We start from the raw sequence: 17542 nt of genomic DNA, 5'->3' as shown, positions 1-17542 counted from the left end.
TATATAAGAAAAGGAGAGGAAAAGTCCCCCTCCTCGATTCTAAACGATGTGTCAGACATTTAAGTCCTTCATCGGCAATCCATAATTGTTTTGGTCAAAGAATCCTCGATAGATGAGCTTTAAACCGAGTGTCTGATAATACTTGTAGTTATCACCTTCGGTACAGAGGTATTTGTAACCGTAGCGTGGCATGTACTCCTTGAAGAAGCGAGCCAAATCTTTCAGGCTTTCTTCTTGGTTCTTCTTGAAGTTACTGCGCACAATGATGATAGACCAGTCGGGGAAATTGCCTCTTCCACAACTATACTCCCAAAAGCGGATGTAGCAGTCCAGATCACGTTCACTGATGTTCACACAAAAGCCATTGGCATTTTGCATCACGCTACAACTGTTTCTGTAGCCGAACTTCTCACACAAGTAGAGATTGAAATCAAGAATCAAATCTTCCATAAATAATTGAATTTAAAGTGTTAATAAAAAGTGGATTATAAATGAAAGCCTCGCTTGCGCTTAGCCTTTTTCTTTTTCATCAGCCGATTGAACTCGGCTTCTTCTGCGGCAGTGGCATCGTAGGATGAGTTGCCGTTTAGCAAGCCGAGACTGATGCTTGAGCCATCATCGGAATGGGAAACGCTTTGTTGTACATTTTCTTCCTTATGTCTGGATTCCTGTTTGGGTGATTCAAACAAGGATGCACAAGCATTCTCTTCTAGTCGGTTGTCGATATTCAAGTAGCTGAACTCTCGGCTAATCTTAGAGCCGGAGAAAGAAAAACCGTTGTACTCAAATTTTACACCCTGTATTTCCCGTGTAGTTCGGCTGACCTTGAATTTCATATCAATGTCTCGGTCGGCAAGTGCATCCTTTAAGTCAGCCCAATTTTGTACTTGGGACAGTTCCTCTTTCAACGCTTTGTATATCTCATGCTTTGCTCGGTCATAAGGGCGCAATCGTTCCTCCTTGATATGGTCTTTACCATTGGCAAAATGCAAGCGATATTTGGCGGTCAACATTTTGCAAACTTTCTCATTCCTGCGAAAGTCATTTTTGTCGCTAATCGTTTTGCCGTCATTGTCCACTCGATTAAAGACGATGTGGCAATGCGGATGTTCACGGTCGATGTGCCGGGCAATAATGTACTGCGTGTTTTCGATTCCCATCAGTTTCATGTAGTCGTGGGCAATTTGCAACATCAGTTCATCATCATGTTTCAAGCGTTCGCTATCTTCTGGTGAGAAGTTGAGCGAAGTATGTCCGACAATATTCTTTACCTTATCATTGAGTAGCGATTGTAACTCAAATTGCTCCGCAATCTGTTCGGGTGTACCTTCTACTCCAACTGCTTCCAGCAATTTGGATTTCTCCTCTTTGAGAACATAGCTAACACAGCCACCGAACGATGTCCCTTTAGTCTGTTTACCTATCATCTTTCAACCGTTTTATAAGTAGGTTAATGTGCTGAGCCATTTCCTTGCATCTGTCAGCTACGGCGAAGAAACCGTAGGTGTTTGCCTGTCTTGCCAACTGGTTAAGATTAGTACTTTCGCCAATCAGTTGACGGATGATGTGAATATGCTCTTGCGTGATTCGTTCACGTACCGAACCGTTTTCGATGAGCGAACGGATCACTTCGCTTTGAGTCTGCTTGCTCCGTCTGCAAAGCGCACCAAGCCATGCGTATTGCTGATATGACAGACGGAGTGTTACTGTATATTTCTTTTCCATTTGAATCTGTTTTTAGTGAATAATGTGTGACCATCGGGAGCCGCCTCCTCAGACTTTTTGAGGAGCAAGTGGTCGGGGAATGTAATACACCGACATTAACTTGCTACAGTAAAAAAGTCTCGATTCTTCTCCCTGAGTTCAAAGTCTGAATCCTCGCTTCTTGGGTGGTAAAACCTTCGGTCGTGGAGTGCCTTGTTGTACGCTGATGAGCTTTAAATCGAATGTATCTATCAGTGTTTTCAAGATAGGATTCTTCCTTATCATTTGTTGAAGAATGGCTTCGTCAGGCTTCACTTTGAGTAGATAATCAGCTATGTCGTACCCCTCTTTGCGTTCGTCTTCGGTAGCGTTGGCTTCCAAATAATCGAACATTTGTACTTCAATTCCGCAGCTTTTCATCAGGCTAATTTTGCTCTGCCAATAGTCGGTTGCACCTAAATCAGGGAATAATACAACGCTTCTTCCTGCCAGAACGGATAGGCTGTTGACATTGAAGCAACCGTTCTTTCCACCTGATGCTATCCATAGGAATTGCGGCAGATAGTAAGATGCAATAATTGCCGTTTTCTCGCTTTCGACCAGCGCAACTGGACAGCTTTTGTCTTCGGAAAGCAGGTGCTCACCGAAGAAGCACTGCTTCAAATTGTAATCACCTTTGTGTAATACGGAGTGCACCCACGTAACATGGTTGTATGGTTCTTTTATTCGCTTACCCGTTTCGGAATTGTAAAGCATTATCTTACCAGTTCTGACTTTACTCTGATTGTCCGTTTGCCAGAATACAGTTGCACCATCCCAATACTTGGATGTACCAACCTTGTATCTCTTCATAAGATTCAATGTTTCCGTCTCTCCGAATTGAGCCGATAGAAACTGAAATAACTTGTTCGCAGAATAGCCTCGTAATGATTGGTTGACTATATCCAAATCCATGTAGGAGATGGCTATCGGTTTTACTTCTTTAATAGGTGTATAACTTCCGAAGCTATTCTCTGCAAACTTTTCTTTCTCAGATGGATTCTGCTTAAAGTAATCACGAGGCGTGAAGTGATAACCGCATTTCTGCTCATGATCACAACGCCCCACGTATTCAGGGAACTTGATTTGCTTCTCTGTATCAATGTATTTAGAAAAGCATCTTTGGCGGTGACAGTTCGGGCAAGTATGCCGAGTGCTGACACCTTTGTAGGGTTCTAATATGAATCTATGTGTACTCATTGTATGTTTCTTTTTGGGGGTGTCACTTTTGTCGTTATTGTCGTTTTCGCTTGGATAGTGTCAATACCGACAAAAATGTCACGGGTTAATCTTTGAATATTCTCCATGCTTCTCTTTGCGAAACAATGTCCCGATGTTGTCATTGAGAAAGCGTTGAAACGTGCGCTCCTTCATCCCGTTTTGCTCGGCTATCTGTATAGCTTGGGCGGTTGTAAAGGATGGAGGAAGCAGATTGACTATTGTCTGTTGTTGGCTGTTGAGCGTATTTTCATTGAGGATATTTTGAACGTTCAATGCAGACTCTTTGAAATACTCCGTCAGTTTGATTGCTCGTTCCACTGTCAACAGGTCGATACAGGTCTTATCACATTCTCCGCAAGTCCATCGTGCTAATTGGATAATCAGACAGAAACGGATGATGTATATTTCCAGCTTGCAATAGATACTTACGATGGTGTCGTTTGTTTCCCGGTCGCACAGCTCAGAAAAATGGTGCTGCCACTCGTAAAGCCGTTTCTTGGCATCCTCTGAGAAAAAAAGGATTTGTGGTTCAATCTCTCCATGTTCATTGAGGTGGCACTCTGATTGTATCAGCTTGTCAATGATGGCATTCCACTCTTGCTCTATATCTTCCAGCAGTTCCTTGTCATTCCAACGTGCTTTCTGTTGCAGGTTGGGCATTACAAACAGGAGGCGGTCGATAAACCCGTTGCTGGAACGTTCACCTTTAGCCAACTCATTCAAGATTTTCTTTTGGATAGTTCCAATAACCGATATGCACGGACGCTTGATGAAGATGGAACTCTTGGCGTTCTTGCGGTCGGATATGGTAGTCTTTGCACTGAATACTGAGAGCCAAAACTGTTCCTCCGAACCGTTGTTATAGCGGTTGAAATTCTTGAACCAAGCGGATAATTCATCTGCCCACAAGCATAACCCACGTTTGTTTTGAGCATGAATGAGGCTCAATCCTTCGGGCGTTACATCCGAAACCAAGAAGCGTTTGCGGATAGGCTCTTGTGGAAATTGCTCACTACCGCTTTCCGCACGTTCCTTGCGACTCATGCTCATCAGCTCATCGTACTTGGCAAGCATTTTCTCAAATTCTTGATTCTGTTTGTAATCATAATCAAGAAACGGCTTCATCGCAAAGCTGAGCGGATGGCTTTTGTTAGCTCCCGGTCTTCCAATCAATGCCATATATAGGATGGGGCTCTCCGTCCATCCTTGCTTGATTTGGGCAAGGTGCGTGTTGCCTATGCCAACTGCTATTGCCGTGAGGATGGCTGCGGCAATATAGTCAGTAGGGTAGTTATGGCATTCGTGTACTTCACGGATGATGCGTTGGATTTTGTTTGGGAATATGCTGACGGGGAATGCCGTACCGGACAATCTTGTGCTTAAATCAATCGCTTCATCAATGATAGATACCGGATTAATAGAATACGTATCCATAGCTACATCTATTAAAGTTTCACGGATGATTTGGGTTTATGACGGACACCGTCTTGCATATTGGCAAGCATCTCTTCGTATGTTTGCTCGGAAGTTTTTCTTCGACCATTCTCAATCCATGTCAGAAGTTCGTCTTCGTAGAAATAGAGTTTCTTGCCTTTCTTATAGGCAGGAAGCTGCCCTTTGCGTACCAATGTATAAATGGTAGGCTTGGCTTTTCGTATGATACGGCAAGCATCCTCAATTTCAACCAACACGTGTTTGTCTGATGCTGGTGGCTGGAGTTCTGCTACCATCTTTTTCAACTCGATGACCTGTTCGGTCAGATAACCTACCGCTTCGGGCAGCTTATCAAATGTTACTGTTTCTTTTTGCATACGCCAATCGTTTTTAATTGTTCGATGGCAAAGGAAACAGGTGTTTCAATGGTGGAATCATTCACCAAAATATAACTGATGAATAACTTTTTGATGGTGGTTATTGGTGGTAAGTTATTGATAATAAGTGAATATTTAATGCGTAGTAATGTTGGCTATGTTAGTTGCTGGGAGTATTCTGCGTCTCAGTGTTTTTAATTCCTCCAACGGTGATTATTATTAGGGGATAAACAGATATCAAAAGAAAAATGATAAGATTTGACAAGACCTCCATTTATTATTCGTATTTTTACGCAAATCTTGCCTATTTGTGGTGTGACGTGCAAAAATAATAGAGCAAGTATGATTATTTATTTTAAAACCTCCTTTATGAAATATCTGAAATACTTTTTACTTGTTATACTGCAATTTGCTATTGTTGAGCTGGTTGTATGGTTCCACACGACGGGTTTAGGGTGGCATATATCTGAACTGACTCCCAGTGATGCTATTTCATTATGGGGTACAGTCACCACCATTGTGTTTTTAGTATTCTCAGTTCTTGCCCTTTGGAATGTAGACCAGAAGATTCAAGAGCTCAATGAGATGAAACGGAGCATTGGCGACAAGTTCGATAGCATTGAGACCAAGAACCGTGAGGTGATGCTGGAGGCTGACAAAGCCCAGAGAGATATTGTAAAGCAAGCCGAGGAACAGATTAAGCGAATTTTGGATAAGAGTACATACAGACAAAACTTCTACGATACTCTTACAAGAATAGCCAATGAACCCGATTTTGGTAGGCAGGTTCAAGAATATACACATTTCCTAAGAACAAGCGGAGATATCGAAGGTATTAATTATGCTTATGTGTATATCTGTAGAGGGAATGCTTATCTTATGTTGTCAAGAGATGACAAAGCGTTATCAGATTTCGAGATGGCTGCAAAACTAGATACCAAGACAGTTGTCCCTTTCTTTGCATTAGGACATTATTATGTCACGAAGAAGGATTATCTCAAAAGTATTGAAATTTATAAAGAAGGATTGAAAATTGACCCGCAAGATGATAGCTTGCTGATGAATATAGCCAATTCATATTCCGCGATGGGTGAATATGCTAAGGCTGATGCCTATTATGATAGGGCATTAACATTCAATCCGGATTTAGCAATGGCATACTATAACAAAGCTAAACTTACCAAAGAGAAGAAAGAAGAATTATGGAAAGAGAAATGTATGGCATATCTCAATCACTGTATCAAGATAATGCCCTATTTTTATGATTCTAATATCAACAAAGCAGCATTACTTCGCGAAGACAATAAAAATGCAGAGGCAGCGGAAGTGTTGACAAATGTCATTGAACCAACCTTCCGTCCGGAATTTATAATGGCAATCCTTCAACGTGGAATAGCATATAGGCTCATAGGGAAAATGCCGCAAGCATTAAATGACTTCAACACCGTTCTCCTTTATCAGCCTCACAATGTACAAAATCTTTCAAATCTTTCAGTTGCTCATTTCTCAATGGGACACATAAATGAAGCTTTGTATTTTGCTCATATTGGCTTAGATGAAGCAGAACAACAAAATAGGCATGATTGTGACGCTGAATTCAATGAAGTTATAAATCGCATTGATGCAATGTCGCATACTATTGTACGCACACAATGATGAATATCCTTAACTAAAAACTTACCATCTGGGGGGCTTCATTAGTCTCTTTTTAAGAGCAGTATGAAAACCGTAATTTTCACATGCTCTATTTGAAATCAGATAGTAAAAAGATAATTGTATAAGGGCTATTTATGCAATTTTTCTATCCAGCTTAATCTTGCACTCTGATTCCGTATGCGACATTTTGCGCTCAATGGTGGATATTTCCGAATCACGTAGAGTATGAGCGAATACTTTCTTTATAAATGTGGCAGTCTGTAGGCGTGGCTTGCCAAATGCCTTACCTATATTCCAGCCAAAGTGCATGATGTCAATGGTTCTTAATTGAGTGTCAACCTTTATCTGCTCCACTTTAGGTAAGGAATCGGATAGGAAGTATTCCGTGATATATCCACATAGACGATTGAGATCAGTTTCGCTAAGGTAGAGAGCCAAGTTCTGTTTCGTATATGAGAGAACTTTATCTAATTTTTCTTGCGATGCTCGTTCTTTTTCAGCCATAGCGTTGGCACGGAATATCTCGTATTCTGTTGGCTGATTGGATTCTTCGATGGATATATTGTTGATGGTAGAAGGTGTGGCTTCTTCCTTTGGAAGCTCTGCCACTTCTTCGTTGAGTTTGGAACACGATGAAATAGAAACTTCTTCTGTTGTGTCAGATGTCGTTTCTATTTCAATTTTTGGTTCTGAAATGCAGGATTCCGAAATAATAGAACTTTCGACAAGTTCAGCGCGTGCAATTGGAGTTTCAACTACCACAAACTTATTGCGGTAGCACTCAAATCTCATAAAGCACTTTTCTATTGTTGGCGAAAGAATTTGACTGAATACCATTTGCAGATTGAGATAGATAGCTCCCATGATAATGGAGCATACCACTAAAATGAGGTAACTGCTGAACTCATCCCAACCATAGTGAAGTACGGTCTGGCGGGCTAAAACACCAATGATAGCGATTGTCCCGAAAACAATCAGATTCAAAGTAATATGTTCTATCTTTTTCTGCTTCATAATAATATATGCTAATCGTTTGTGTGCAAATATATATCATTAGCAAGATGTATAAATACATTTCCCTGAAAGTGGCAGCATTTGTCACCAAAAGGTAGTATTATTCTAGGTCAACTGTGCCAAAATAGAAAAGAAAAGTCCAACGTAGAAAAAAAACCAAGTTGGACTTTTAGCAAAGGTATTAGCAATTGTGTATGTTAGCTGCGCTTATAGGAATAAAGAGAGATATGCCCTTTTGTTTGGAGGCAACTTTACTGATAAGCCATTTTCTGAATTCAGCAGAATGTCCAGTGTCTATTTGATAGGATAGGGCTATAATCATGTTGAGATTATACACATCGGCACTATTCCCATTCTCCAACTTTATGTATTGGCAAACTTCATACCCCTTTAAGACGTTGGCTTTCAATATTGCTTTTAAACGGGAATTGATTGATCCAACTGTTGTATAGAACAAGTCGGCAATCTCCCAAGCGGTCATCCATACTTCTCCATCAGAAATATGGATGCCATGTCCGTTGTTTGTTATGATTCCTCGTTTCATGGCTATATTCATTTTAATGAAATCTTATTGGCTGTCTCTCTTTTCTTTACATTGACCAAATCTGCGTAGATTTGAGTAGTGGAAACGTTCTTGTGGGTTAGCATTTTTGAAACCGTGTAAATATCCGTGCCTAAAGAGATTTGTATGACCGCATAAGAGTGACGAAATCCGTGGAAGGTTATCGGCTTCGTTATTCCTGCCTTTTTGAGCCAGTTCTTCAGCGGATAGTTAATCATGCTCCGTTTTAAGCCCTTGAATACTTTGCCTGTGTCGGGCGTACCACATAGTTCGTAGGCTTCGTAACTGATGGGGAGTGTCGCTTCTGTTTGGGTTTTCTGTGTTCTGATACGCAAGCAATAGCCTTGGTCGGGAGCAATGGCAAAATCTTCCCATTGAAGATTGAGAATATCGCTGATGCGTAAACCTGTCAGACAAGCAAACAATGAGGCGGCTTTAAGAACTGGGATGTCACAAGGAGTGACGGCAAGTTGCTTCACTTCGTCCAGTGTCAGATATTCTTTCTTCACATCTTGTGGTTCAATCTTGTCAAGATAGTCATTGATGTTTTCTCGAAGCCATTTGTCTCGGTAAGCAATCTTCAACAATCCTCTGAAAGTAGAGTAGTAGCCGGATGCCGAATTGAGAGATATGGGACGATTGCTGTGTTTGAGCTGCTTGGCACTCAACAGGTACTCACGGAACTTCTTACATAAATCCACATTCACTTCGCCGAAGGTACATTGCCCTTTGACGAAGTTGTAGAAATGCTGATAGACAAACGTCCATTTCTGGTCTTTGCTTCGGCACATCTTTTTGAAGTAGGCGAGAAAGTCGGCTTTCTGTTTGGTCTTGTCTAAGAAGCCGAACTCTTCATTGATGAGCGATTGCACTCTGATACAACGGATAGCCTCTGCCTTGTTCAGCATATCGTTGTTGAATTCCCGTTCCATTTCATTTTTAGGATGGGCATAGATGTAGATGCCGAGATATTCCCGACGGCTCATCTGCATCGTCTCAGGGTTACGAACTGCCGGATAATAATCCAGATACAAGGAGATGCGATTATTCCGAATCGCTCTCTGACGAACTGTTACTTTTGTACACGTGTGTGTCATACTGATTAATATTTAGAGTCTTACATTTGTTTGGTGCAAAGGAATAAGGTGATTCAATGGTGACAACATTCACCGATAAATAACTTATTCAATCTTTGGGGCTGCAAGTAGCTTATCCAATTCAGGTTTGGAGATAAGTGTGTATTTGCCCTTCTTGACCTTTGGGATATTATGATATTTCGCATAATGATAGAGTTGGTCACGGGTAAGATTGAACTTCTCCATTGCTTCGGCTACCGTATAATACAGTGGTTCTTCGGGTGCAGCCACACCTTTGGCTATATTCACGTGCTTCTTGGAATAATAAACCATGATGCCTTCTTTCTTCTTCGGGATGGCGTTCTTGGAAACAAAAGTGTAGATAGCAGATAAGGTCATATCGAATTTCTCCTGCATTTCCTGTGTGCTGTACCATTCTGTAATGTCGGGATTCGGGGCTTTCTTGGTAAAGTAAGCGTCCATGTGCTTCTTGCTCCAGTAGGTCTTGCCACGATTGAAAGTCCGAGGTATGTTATTCTTCTTAGCTACCAAGAATATCCATGACTCGTTTACATGGTATTTCTCCTTCACTTCGGCTGTGGTATAGAAATCAGTGATGGGAATAGTGTCCTTCGGATGTCGTTGTTCATAAGGACGAGCTTCTACCATCCGGTCAATATCTTTTTTACGGATAAAAGACAACCTGCTACTGATGCGGAATGCTTGCAGCTTTCCGGCATATACCATTTTATATACGGCTTGTTTACTCAGCCCTAATAAAGTCGCAGCTTCTTTGAACGATAGATATTCTTTATCCTTGAAATCGGATATGGGTTGTTCACTGATGATCGTTTGGACTTTGGTTTCTACTTCTTGTATTCTCTTCTGCCGTACCGTTTCTTTGTATGCAAGGTTATTGCACCGATGAGAACAGAAGCGTGTTGTTAGCTTTTGGGCATAAAATGTTGTGCCACACCACTCGCATACCTTTTTGGTTTTCATTTTACTTGTTGCCATATTCGTTACTTTTTAGAGGTTTATTTCTCTTGTTATTTCTCCATTTTGTTCAACTATCGTCAATCATAGTCAACCACAGTCAACTTTCTCCACGACCTTTCCGACCTAAAATCGGAGAGTAACAAGCGAGCAACAAATGCGGTACAAAAATGAGCGGAAAAAGCCCTATAAACGATAACCATCACTTATAAGGCTAAAAAGAAAGGCGCTCAAAATGAACGCCTTAATAATCATTGGTGATATATGCTAATCGTTGGTAATCACTACCTATTTTCCGATGCAGAAATTCCTAAATATATTCTGCAACACCATATCATTCGTAACTTCTCCCGCGATATCCGAAATATGAAAGATTACCTCCCGAATATCCTGACTTAGGAAATCACCAGAAATCTGCATATCTAATCCTTCCTGTACTCGGTGTATTGCTTCCAATGCCTTGGTTAAAGCTTCATAATGCCGGACATTCGTGACGATAATATCATTCTGTGTAATATTGGGTAAGTGAGCAGCATTGACTAACATCTTTTCCAATTCATCAGTGTGTAACTTTTGTTTTGCAGAAATAAAGATCATATCCGTATGTTCCTGCGAGAAGTTTTGTTGGAAAAAAGTTCTTAGAGAATCCTTTTGGGTTTCGTGTATGATCTCGGCTTTGTTGAATACCACTATTAAGTGTTTACCTTCACAACGAGGCAGAATCTTTTCAGATAGTTGAATAATCTGAGAATTTGCATCTGTGGCATCTATCATCCAAAGTACAATTTCTGCTTGATCTAACTTTTGGAAAGTACGTTCGATACCCAAGCTTTCAATTGTATCGTTTGTTTCACGAATTCCTGCTGTATCTATAAAGCGGAAAGTGATACCACCCATATTGACAGTATCCTCAATCACATCACGGGTAGTACCATGTATATCACTAACAATCGCTTTATCCTCATTCAATAATACATTCAGAAGAGTGGATTTTCCAGCATTCGTTTCACCAATAATAGCAACGGGAATACCATTTTTAATAGCATTGCCTACATTGAAAGAATTGACCAAACGGGATATGACTTCTTCTATTTCATCTGCTAATTGACGTAAAGCTTGGCGATCGGCAAATTCCACATCTTCTTCACTAAAATCAAGCTCCAGTTCTACCATTGAAGTGAAATCTAATAACTTACCACGTAGGTCCGTTAGTTCTTTACTGAAACCACCTCGCATCTGGCTCATGGCTAATCGGTGAGTGGCAGCAGATGATGAGGCTATCAAATCCGCTACAGCTTCCGCTTGACTTAAATCCATTTTTCCGTTAAGAAAAGCACGTTGTGTATATTCACCTGGTTGTGCCATACGGCAACCATTTTTGATGAGCAATTGCATTACCTGTTGGAGAATGTACGATGAACCATGACATGTGATTTCCGTACAGTCTTCTCCTGTGTAGGAATGAGGAGAACGGAATAAGCTGACAAGTACTTCGTCAATGATTTCTTCCCCGTTGTAAATGCGTCCGAAAGTTAATGTATAAGGCTTTTGTTCATTGAATTTTTTGTTAGATTTTCCCGGTTTAAAAATGCGGCTAGTAATGGAAATAGCTTCTGGTCCGGAAACACGAATGCTTCCGATAGCTCCTCCTTGGGCAGTAGCGATGGCACAGATTGTATCTTGATTCATTGTTTTTTCTTTATGGATGGACAAAGATAGTTTTTTCTTAGTAAAAAAAAGAAGAATAGGGACAAGTTGTGCTTTATTTGTTTATATTTGCTGCAACTCAAAAACACACAACAATACAAAACGTAATAAGCGTCTATGGAGCCAGATACAAATTTATATTCACTAAACGAAAATAGTGAAATTATACGTGGAAATTCGCAGAAAATACGATCTGTGCTTTCAGCTCATCAAATAGCTTTATGGGAATATGACATACCTACAGGGAAGTGTAGTTTTACGGATGATTATTTTCATGTGCTGGGTTTGAAAGAAGCAGGCATTATTTTTAAAGATATTGATGATTTCTATCAGTTTGCGCATCCCGATGATATTGATGCTTATAAGGAAGCGTTTGCGGAAATGCTTGCATCAGAGTCGAAAATGTCGCAGATGAGGGTTCGCTGTATAGGTGAACATGGAGAAATAATTTGGCTGGAGGATCATTTTTTGTCTCATAGAGAAGATAATGACGGAGGACATCCAGATAAATTATTAGCTTATACTGTTAATGTTACTTTGCAGTGTGAGAAAGAGCAACAGATAAAACATCTCGAAGTTTACAATCGTAAAATAATAGAAGCACTGCCTGAATTCATATTTATCTTTGATGATAATTTCTTTATAACAGATGTACTGATGTCACCGGAAACAATTTTGCTTCATCCGGTAGAAGTGTTGAGAGGAGCAGATGCTCGGAATATCTATTCCAAGGAAGTGAGCGAATTGTTTATCTGTAATATTAAGGAGTGTCTGGCAGACGGGAAGCTCAAGGAAATTGAATATCCATTAGAAGTTGAAGGCAGAAGATATTACTTCCAAGCACGGATAGCTCCATTTGAATCGAATAAGGTGCTCGCACTGATACATGACATCGGTGACCGGATTCGTCGTTCTCAAGAATTGATTGAGGCTAAGCGTCGGGCAGAAGATGCAGACCGGATGAAGTCGGTTTTTCTTGCGAATATGAGTCACGAAATTCGTACTCCTCTAAATGCCATTGTTGGCTTTTCAGAGATTATGGCGGTGACAGAAGATGAAGAAGAAAAACATGAATACTTAGAGATTATACAGAAAAATAGTAATTTATTGTTGCAGTTGATAAATGATATCCTCGATTTGTCACGTATTGAATCAGGGAAGTCTGAGATGCATTTTCAGCAAGTTGAGATTTCCGGTTTGATCGATGAAGTGGAAAAAGTACATCAACTTAAGATGAAGTCCAATGTTGAATTGAAGGTTATTCGACCGGCAGAAGAATTCTGGACATCTACTGATCGTAACCGAGTGATGCAGGTACTTTTCAATTTCCTGTCGAATGCTATCAAAAATACAGAGAGTGGAGTTATCACATTGGGGTTGAAGCATGAAGGAGACTGGTTAAAGATTTTTGTAAGTGATACTGGTTGTGGAATACCGGAAGATAAGCTTCCACGTATTTTCACCCGATTTGAAAAATTGAATGACTTCGTACAAGGCACTGGATTAGGACTTTCTATTTGTAAAAGTATTGTAGAACGTTTAGGAGGTAAGATTGAAGTAAGTTCTGAGCTAGGAAAAGGAAGTACGTTTTCACTTTATCTGCCCTATTTGGAGATGCCGAAAGAAGTGGCTGAGAGAATACTTACTTCTAAGAAGGATTCGCAGTCTGAACAGCATAAGAAGATATTAATTGTTGAAGATATAGAGTCCAACTTTGCCCAATTGAATATTTTGTTGAAGAAAGAATATACGATTTTGTGGGTACGTAACGGACAGGAAGCTGTGAATAGCTTTATTCATGAGAAACCGGATCTGATATTGATGGATATTCGTATGCCTGTAATGGATGGTATTCAAGCGACGGAGAAGATACGGACTATTTCTCTTTCAGTGCCTATTATAGCGGTTACGGCATATGCTTTCTACACAGAACAACAACAGGCTATTCAAGCAGGATGTAATGCTGTAATATCCAAACCGTATTCTTTGGAACGATTGAAGGAAACCATAGAGTCTTATATTGGCTAACTTATCTTTCTTTGGGAGACCAACATTTTAAAGATCATAGTGTTATTAGGAATAGTAATAACAATCTAATTTTTGTTGGAATATCACGGCTTTTTCATTTAAGTTTTGATTTAGGGGTACAATCCCCCTACCCATGCCAGTGCGGCATGGGCGGGTATCCCGTTGTTGGTAATCAATGCGTTACGAATATGTCAAATCTAAATTTTTCTCATTTTTGAGCCAAAAAATGCAACACGTTAGTGAAGCTTACCGATAGTTCCCTTATTATCTCAGCTGTACCCTTTTGCTTATCTGATATTTTTTTCCTTCTGTTCTTCCAAACGGCAATCAATGCCAACACCATCCTTTGAATTGTGTCCAGATTCCTGGCCGCCCGTTCAGCCTTACGCTTTATGCTGTCCTGCCGGAGATTGCGGTCAAGATCCCAGTGCATGCTTTCAATAGCCCAATGCTGTTTGGTTATCTGACTAAGCCGCTCTGCACTGCTATCCAGGCTTGAAATATAGAGTCGCTGTTCAAATGTACTCCTGCCATCGGACTTTTTTTCGGTAGATGTGAGTATTTCTATAACTGTCAAATTGCCATTCCATTTTTCCCTGTCCACAATAAGTTCTTCCCCACGGTATATACGGCATATCCTTGACTCAATCCTGCCGTGTTCCAAGTATGGACCTTCCTTGTAGACATCAGTCGGGGTGGCGGTCTTTATAGAATCTTCAAGCCCATAGCGCAAAGACCTTTGATTCGCCTTGAGTTCGATCACGAAGTCTGCTCCTTTATCTCTAATCTTGTCTATTATTACCTTTTGGAATGACATGGCGTCTGCTGTGACTACACATCCTGACACGTCCAGTTTGTCCAATAACCGGGGCACGGATTTGATTTCATTACTTTTCTCCTTGCAAATATCAGTAGCCAAAGTAAGGCCCGAACCAAGTGAGTAGGCAGAGACGATATCAGGGTTACGTCCGTTGTCGTACAAGGTACCCCGCATGGCCTTGCCATCAATACAAATGATATCAGTTGCCGAAGTGGATATTTCCTTGCGGAAAACATCTGCAAAAGCAGACATGCGCTCAGCCATCTTTTCATCGTCTATGCTTTGAAACACACGGCAAAGCGTAGCTGCTGAGGGTAGCCCATACGGGAATAGCCCTTTCCCCTGCAGGCGTTTTAAGTGATGTTTGCCAAATTGAAGTATTTCAGCCCTGGTAATACACTTGCTGAGCCTCCCCAATATGACAAGCGTGAGTATGTCTTCAAGTTTGTGCTTGAAGTTTCCCCTGCTTGTTCTGCGGTATTCAGGGACTGAGGATACAAATTTTCTCAAATGAGTCAGGATGCTGCCACGAAGACAGTCAAGGTGTTTCTTCTTTAGTAGTATTATGCGTAAAAAGTTGTATATCAGGGAAATAAATCGTATTTTTGCTATCGCAAAAACAAAGGCGGAAGACAATAGAAACATCATACCACTATTGAATTCCGCCTATAAAAAAATAAAAATGAACGATAAGAAGAAACACCTAAGGCGGTGCTTCAGCATCGCTGCGCACGAATATAAGGATTTTTATTACAACAACAAGCGATGAACAATATTTCTTAAATGAAAAAGCCGTGTTGGAATATGAAGAAAGTGAAAAAGATTGTCCTCTTAGGTGCTAGTGGTTTTGTCGGATCTGCCCTTCTGAATGAGGCTTTGAATCGTGATTTCGAGATTACAGCCGTAGTTCGTCATCCGGAAAAGATAAAAATTGAGAATGAAAAACTGAAAGTGGTGAAAGCAGATGTGTCTTCGCTGGAGCAGGTGTGCGAAGTTTGTAAAGGAGCTGATGCTGTAATCAGTGCATTTAATCCGGGATGGAATAATCCCAATATATATGAGGAAACCATAAAAGTTTATCTGACTATTATTGATGGAGTGAAGAAAGCAGGAGTGGATCGTTTTCTGATGGTAGGCGGAGCCGGTTCATTGTTTATTGCTCCGGGATTGCGATTGATGGATTCGGGAGAGGTGCCGGAGAATATTTTACCAGGAGTAAAAGCTTTAGGCGAATTCTATTTGAAATTCTTGAAAAAGGAAAAGGAAGTGGATTGGGTGTTTTTCTCTCCGGCAGCTGATATGAAACCGGGAGTACGTACTGGACGTTATCGTTTAGGAAAAGATGATATGATTGTGGATATTGTAGGCAATAGTCATATTTCTGTAGAAGACTATGCAGCTGCAATGATTGACGAATTAGAATATCCTCAACATCATCGGGAACGGTTTACGATTGGCTATTGATTCTTTTGAAACAGACTCACCTTATTTTAATAAATTTGGTAGAAGTCTGCCAAAAGTCAAGTTATTAAAACCAAGTAGTACATCATAATTAATACTATAGTCAATTATAGTATCCGTCATTAGCTTCGCTCATAACATCTTTTGATTTTAATATATATATATGGTATAGTCAGATGACTGTAGTGAAGAATCTCCTCTTCTTCATATACAAAGAAGAGAAGATTCTTCACTACGCTCAGAATGAAAAGATATTATCGAAGGTCATCCATATATAGCAAACTAATTTTGAAAGAGTACGTATATTTTCATTTATACACATCTATAGAAAAACAAAGATATTCTTAGCAACTTTAAGAGTCATTCTTAATTCTAGATTCTATCCAAAACTGTTCTTACCAATATGTCGATTGTATTCTTATAACCAGTATTCGCTTCTTTTATCAGTCGGTTGGCTATTACCATACAAACAGTCATCGCTTTATGTCCCATTAAACGACTAAGTCCTGCCAGTGCTGAACTTTCCATTTCGAAATTGGTAATCTTAAAACCTTTGTATTCGAATGCTTCAATCTTATCATTTTGCTTGGGATCTGCTAAAGGGATACGTAACTCACGTCCTTGTGGACCGAAGAATCCTCCGGCAGCAATTGTGACACCACGTACCATATCATCTTTGGCAATTCTTTCGATTAATTCTTCGCTGGCGTCAATAACATAGGGAGCCGGAGCACACATATTGCCTGACCATCCCATATGGTTGATGAAAGCACGTTCAAAAGGCAGGTCGCATACTGCATTACGTCCGGCATAGAAATTTAAAAGGCCATCAAATCCAATAGATTTCTGTGAACAGATGAACGTTCCTACCGGAGTATTAGGCTGTAAACCGCCACAAGTACCGATGCGTACTAATTCTAGCTGGCGGAATTCATCCTTTTCTTCTCGGGTTTCAAAATTGATATTGGCGAGAGCATCCAGTTCATTCATCACAATATCTATGTTATCGCAACCGATACCCGTAGATACCACTGTTATTCGTTTTCCCTTATAAGTTCCGGTAACAGTTTTAAACTCGCGGCTTTCCACTTCGCATTCTTTGTTTTCGAAATGAGAAGCTACGAGTGCTACGCGACCAGGATCACCTACCAGGATTACTTTGTCAGCCAACCATTCGGGCTTAACATGAAGATGGAATACTGAACCGTCTTCGTTGATAATCAGTTCTGAGGATGGAAAGTATTTTTTCATAATGCTATGATTTAAAACATTTGGGAACTGGCTAAAAAGTTAGAAACTTCATCTTACTCCCTTTACTGCTATTCGCAAGAGAGGGTATAAAAGATTCTTTTTTTAATCAGTTCCCAATGCTATAGTTTATATTTTAGTGGAATTTTTACTTGTGTTTTATAAAATAAGAACAATCCTGACTAGGAAAAGTTTTATT

At 40.3% G+C, this 17542-nt stretch carries 16 protein-coding genes; 3 read left to right on the top strand and 13 right to left on the bottom strand.

Translation table 11 applies throughout. The annotated features are described in order from the left end of the window. Positions 1-51 precede the first annotated feature (51 nt). From CZ225_RS17860 to CZ225_RS17835, 6 genes are all read right to left on the bottom strand, one after another. A complete protein-coding gene (locus CZ225_RS17860; protein WP_074713715.1) occupies positions 52-450 on the bottom strand; it encodes a hypothetical protein in 399 nt (132 codons plus the stop codon). Between the two features lie 35 nt (positions 451-485). Continuing rightward, the gene (locus CZ225_RS17855) at positions 486-1427 is read right to left on the bottom strand and encodes a relaxase/mobilization nuclease domain-containing protein (RefSeq protein WP_077154860.1); all 942 of its coding nucleotides are present in this window, start codon (positions 1425-1427) and stop codon (positions 486-488) included. Further along, positions 1417-1725, bottom strand: a complete 309-nt coding sequence (locus tag CZ225_RS17850) for a MobC family plasmid mobilization relaxosome protein (RefSeq protein ID WP_004316509.1) — start codon at positions 1723-1725, stop codon at positions 1417-1419. The genes CZ225_RS17855 and CZ225_RS17850 overlap by 11 nt, the downstream gene beginning before the upstream one ends. A 138-nt stretch (positions 1726-1863) precedes the next feature. Further along, positions 1864-2943: a DUF6371 domain-containing protein gene (locus CZ225_RS17845; protein WP_077154859.1), complete on the bottom strand. Its 1080-nt coding sequence runs from the start codon at positions 2941-2943 to the stop codon at positions 1864-1866. Between the two features lie 78 nt (positions 2944-3021). Beyond that, entirely contained in the window at positions 3022-4398 is a 1377-nt protein-coding gene (locus CZ225_RS17840; RefSeq protein ID WP_077154858.1) for a DUF3987 domain-containing protein, read from the bottom strand. 11 nt (positions 4399-4409) lie between these two features. Then, complete coding sequence (locus CZ225_RS17835; RefSeq protein ID WP_077154857.1) at positions 4410-4775, bottom strand: helix-turn-helix domain-containing protein; 366 nt, start codon at positions 4773-4775, stop codon at positions 4410-4412. Positions 4776-5144: 369 nt separating this feature from the next. On the opposite strand from CZ225_RS17835, the gene CZ225_RS17830 reads away from it, so the two are divergent. Further along, a complete protein-coding gene (locus CZ225_RS17830) occupies positions 5145-6431 on the top strand; it encodes a tetratricopeptide repeat protein (protein WP_158543379.1) in 1287 nt (428 codons plus the stop codon). Between the two features lie 132 nt (positions 6432-6563). Here the strand turns inward: CZ225_RS17830 and CZ225_RS17825 are convergent, their stop codons facing one another. The 5 genes from CZ225_RS17825 to mnmE form a co-directional block, all read right to left on the bottom strand. Further along, positions 6564-7445 (bottom strand): mobilization protein, encoded by an 882-nt coding sequence (locus tag CZ225_RS17825; protein WP_077154855.1) that lies wholly within the window; start codon positions 7443-7445, stop codon positions 6564-6566. A gap of 181 nt (positions 7446-7626) precedes the next feature. Continuing rightward, positions 7627-7989, bottom strand: a complete 363-nt coding sequence (locus tag CZ225_RS17820) for a virulence RhuM family protein (protein ID WP_077155877.1) — start codon at positions 7987-7989, stop codon at positions 7627-7629. Positions 7990-7997: 8 nt separating this feature from the next. After that, complete coding sequence (locus CZ225_RS17815) at positions 7998-9104, bottom strand: site-specific integrase (protein ID WP_077154854.1); 1107 nt, start codon at positions 9102-9104, stop codon at positions 7998-8000. A gap of 84 nt (positions 9105-9188) precedes the next feature. Then, positions 9189-10100: a helix-turn-helix domain-containing protein gene (locus CZ225_RS17810; protein WP_077154853.1), complete on the bottom strand. Its 912-nt coding sequence runs from the start codon at positions 10098-10100 to the stop codon at positions 9189-9191. A 267-nt stretch (positions 10101-10367) separates the two neighbouring features. Continuing rightward, entirely contained in the window at positions 10368-11768 is a 1401-nt protein-coding gene (gene mnmE / locus CZ225_RS17805) for a tRNA uridine-5-carboxymethylaminomethyl(34) synthesis GTPase MnmE (RefSeq protein ID WP_077154852.1), read from the bottom strand. Positions 11769-11903: 135 nt separating this feature from the next. Between mnmE and CZ225_RS17800 the strand changes: the two genes are divergently transcribed. Next, complete coding sequence (locus CZ225_RS17800) at positions 11904-13814, top strand: PAS domain-containing hybrid sensor histidine kinase/response regulator (protein WP_077154851.1); 1911 nt, start codon at positions 11904-11906, stop codon at positions 13812-13814. 208 nt (positions 13815-14022) lie between these two features. Here the strand turns inward: CZ225_RS17800 and CZ225_RS17795 are convergent, their stop codons facing one another. Beyond that, positions 14023-15282 carry an ISAs1 family transposase gene (locus CZ225_RS17795; protein ID WP_234983026.1) on the bottom strand — a complete coding sequence of 420 codons (1260 nt, stop codon included), beginning with the start codon at positions 15280-15282 and terminating at the stop codon, positions 14023-14025. 156 nt (positions 15283-15438) lie between these two features. On the opposite strand from CZ225_RS17795, the gene CZ225_RS17790 reads away from it, so the two are divergent. Continuing rightward, the gene (locus CZ225_RS17790; RefSeq protein WP_129585828.1) at positions 15439-16098 is read left to right on the top strand and encodes an NAD(P)-dependent oxidoreductase; all 660 of its coding nucleotides are present in this window, start codon (positions 15439-15441) and stop codon (positions 16096-16098) included. Positions 16099-16467: 369 nt separating this feature from the next. Here the strand turns inward: CZ225_RS17790 and CZ225_RS17785 are convergent, their stop codons facing one another. Continuing rightward, positions 16468-17346 carry a nucleoside phosphorylase gene (locus CZ225_RS17785; protein ID WP_077154850.1) on the bottom strand — a complete coding sequence of 293 codons (879 nt, stop codon included), beginning with the start codon at positions 17344-17346 and terminating at the stop codon, positions 16468-16470. Positions 17347-17542 lie beyond the last annotated feature (196 nt).

The organism is Bacteroides bouchesdurhonensis, from assembly GCF_900155865.1.
GTDB lineage: Bacteria > Bacteroidota > Bacteroidia > Bacteroidales > Bacteroidaceae > Bacteroides > Bacteroides bouchesdurhonensis.
This window is presented reverse-complemented; position numbering and strand designations above follow the sequence as displayed.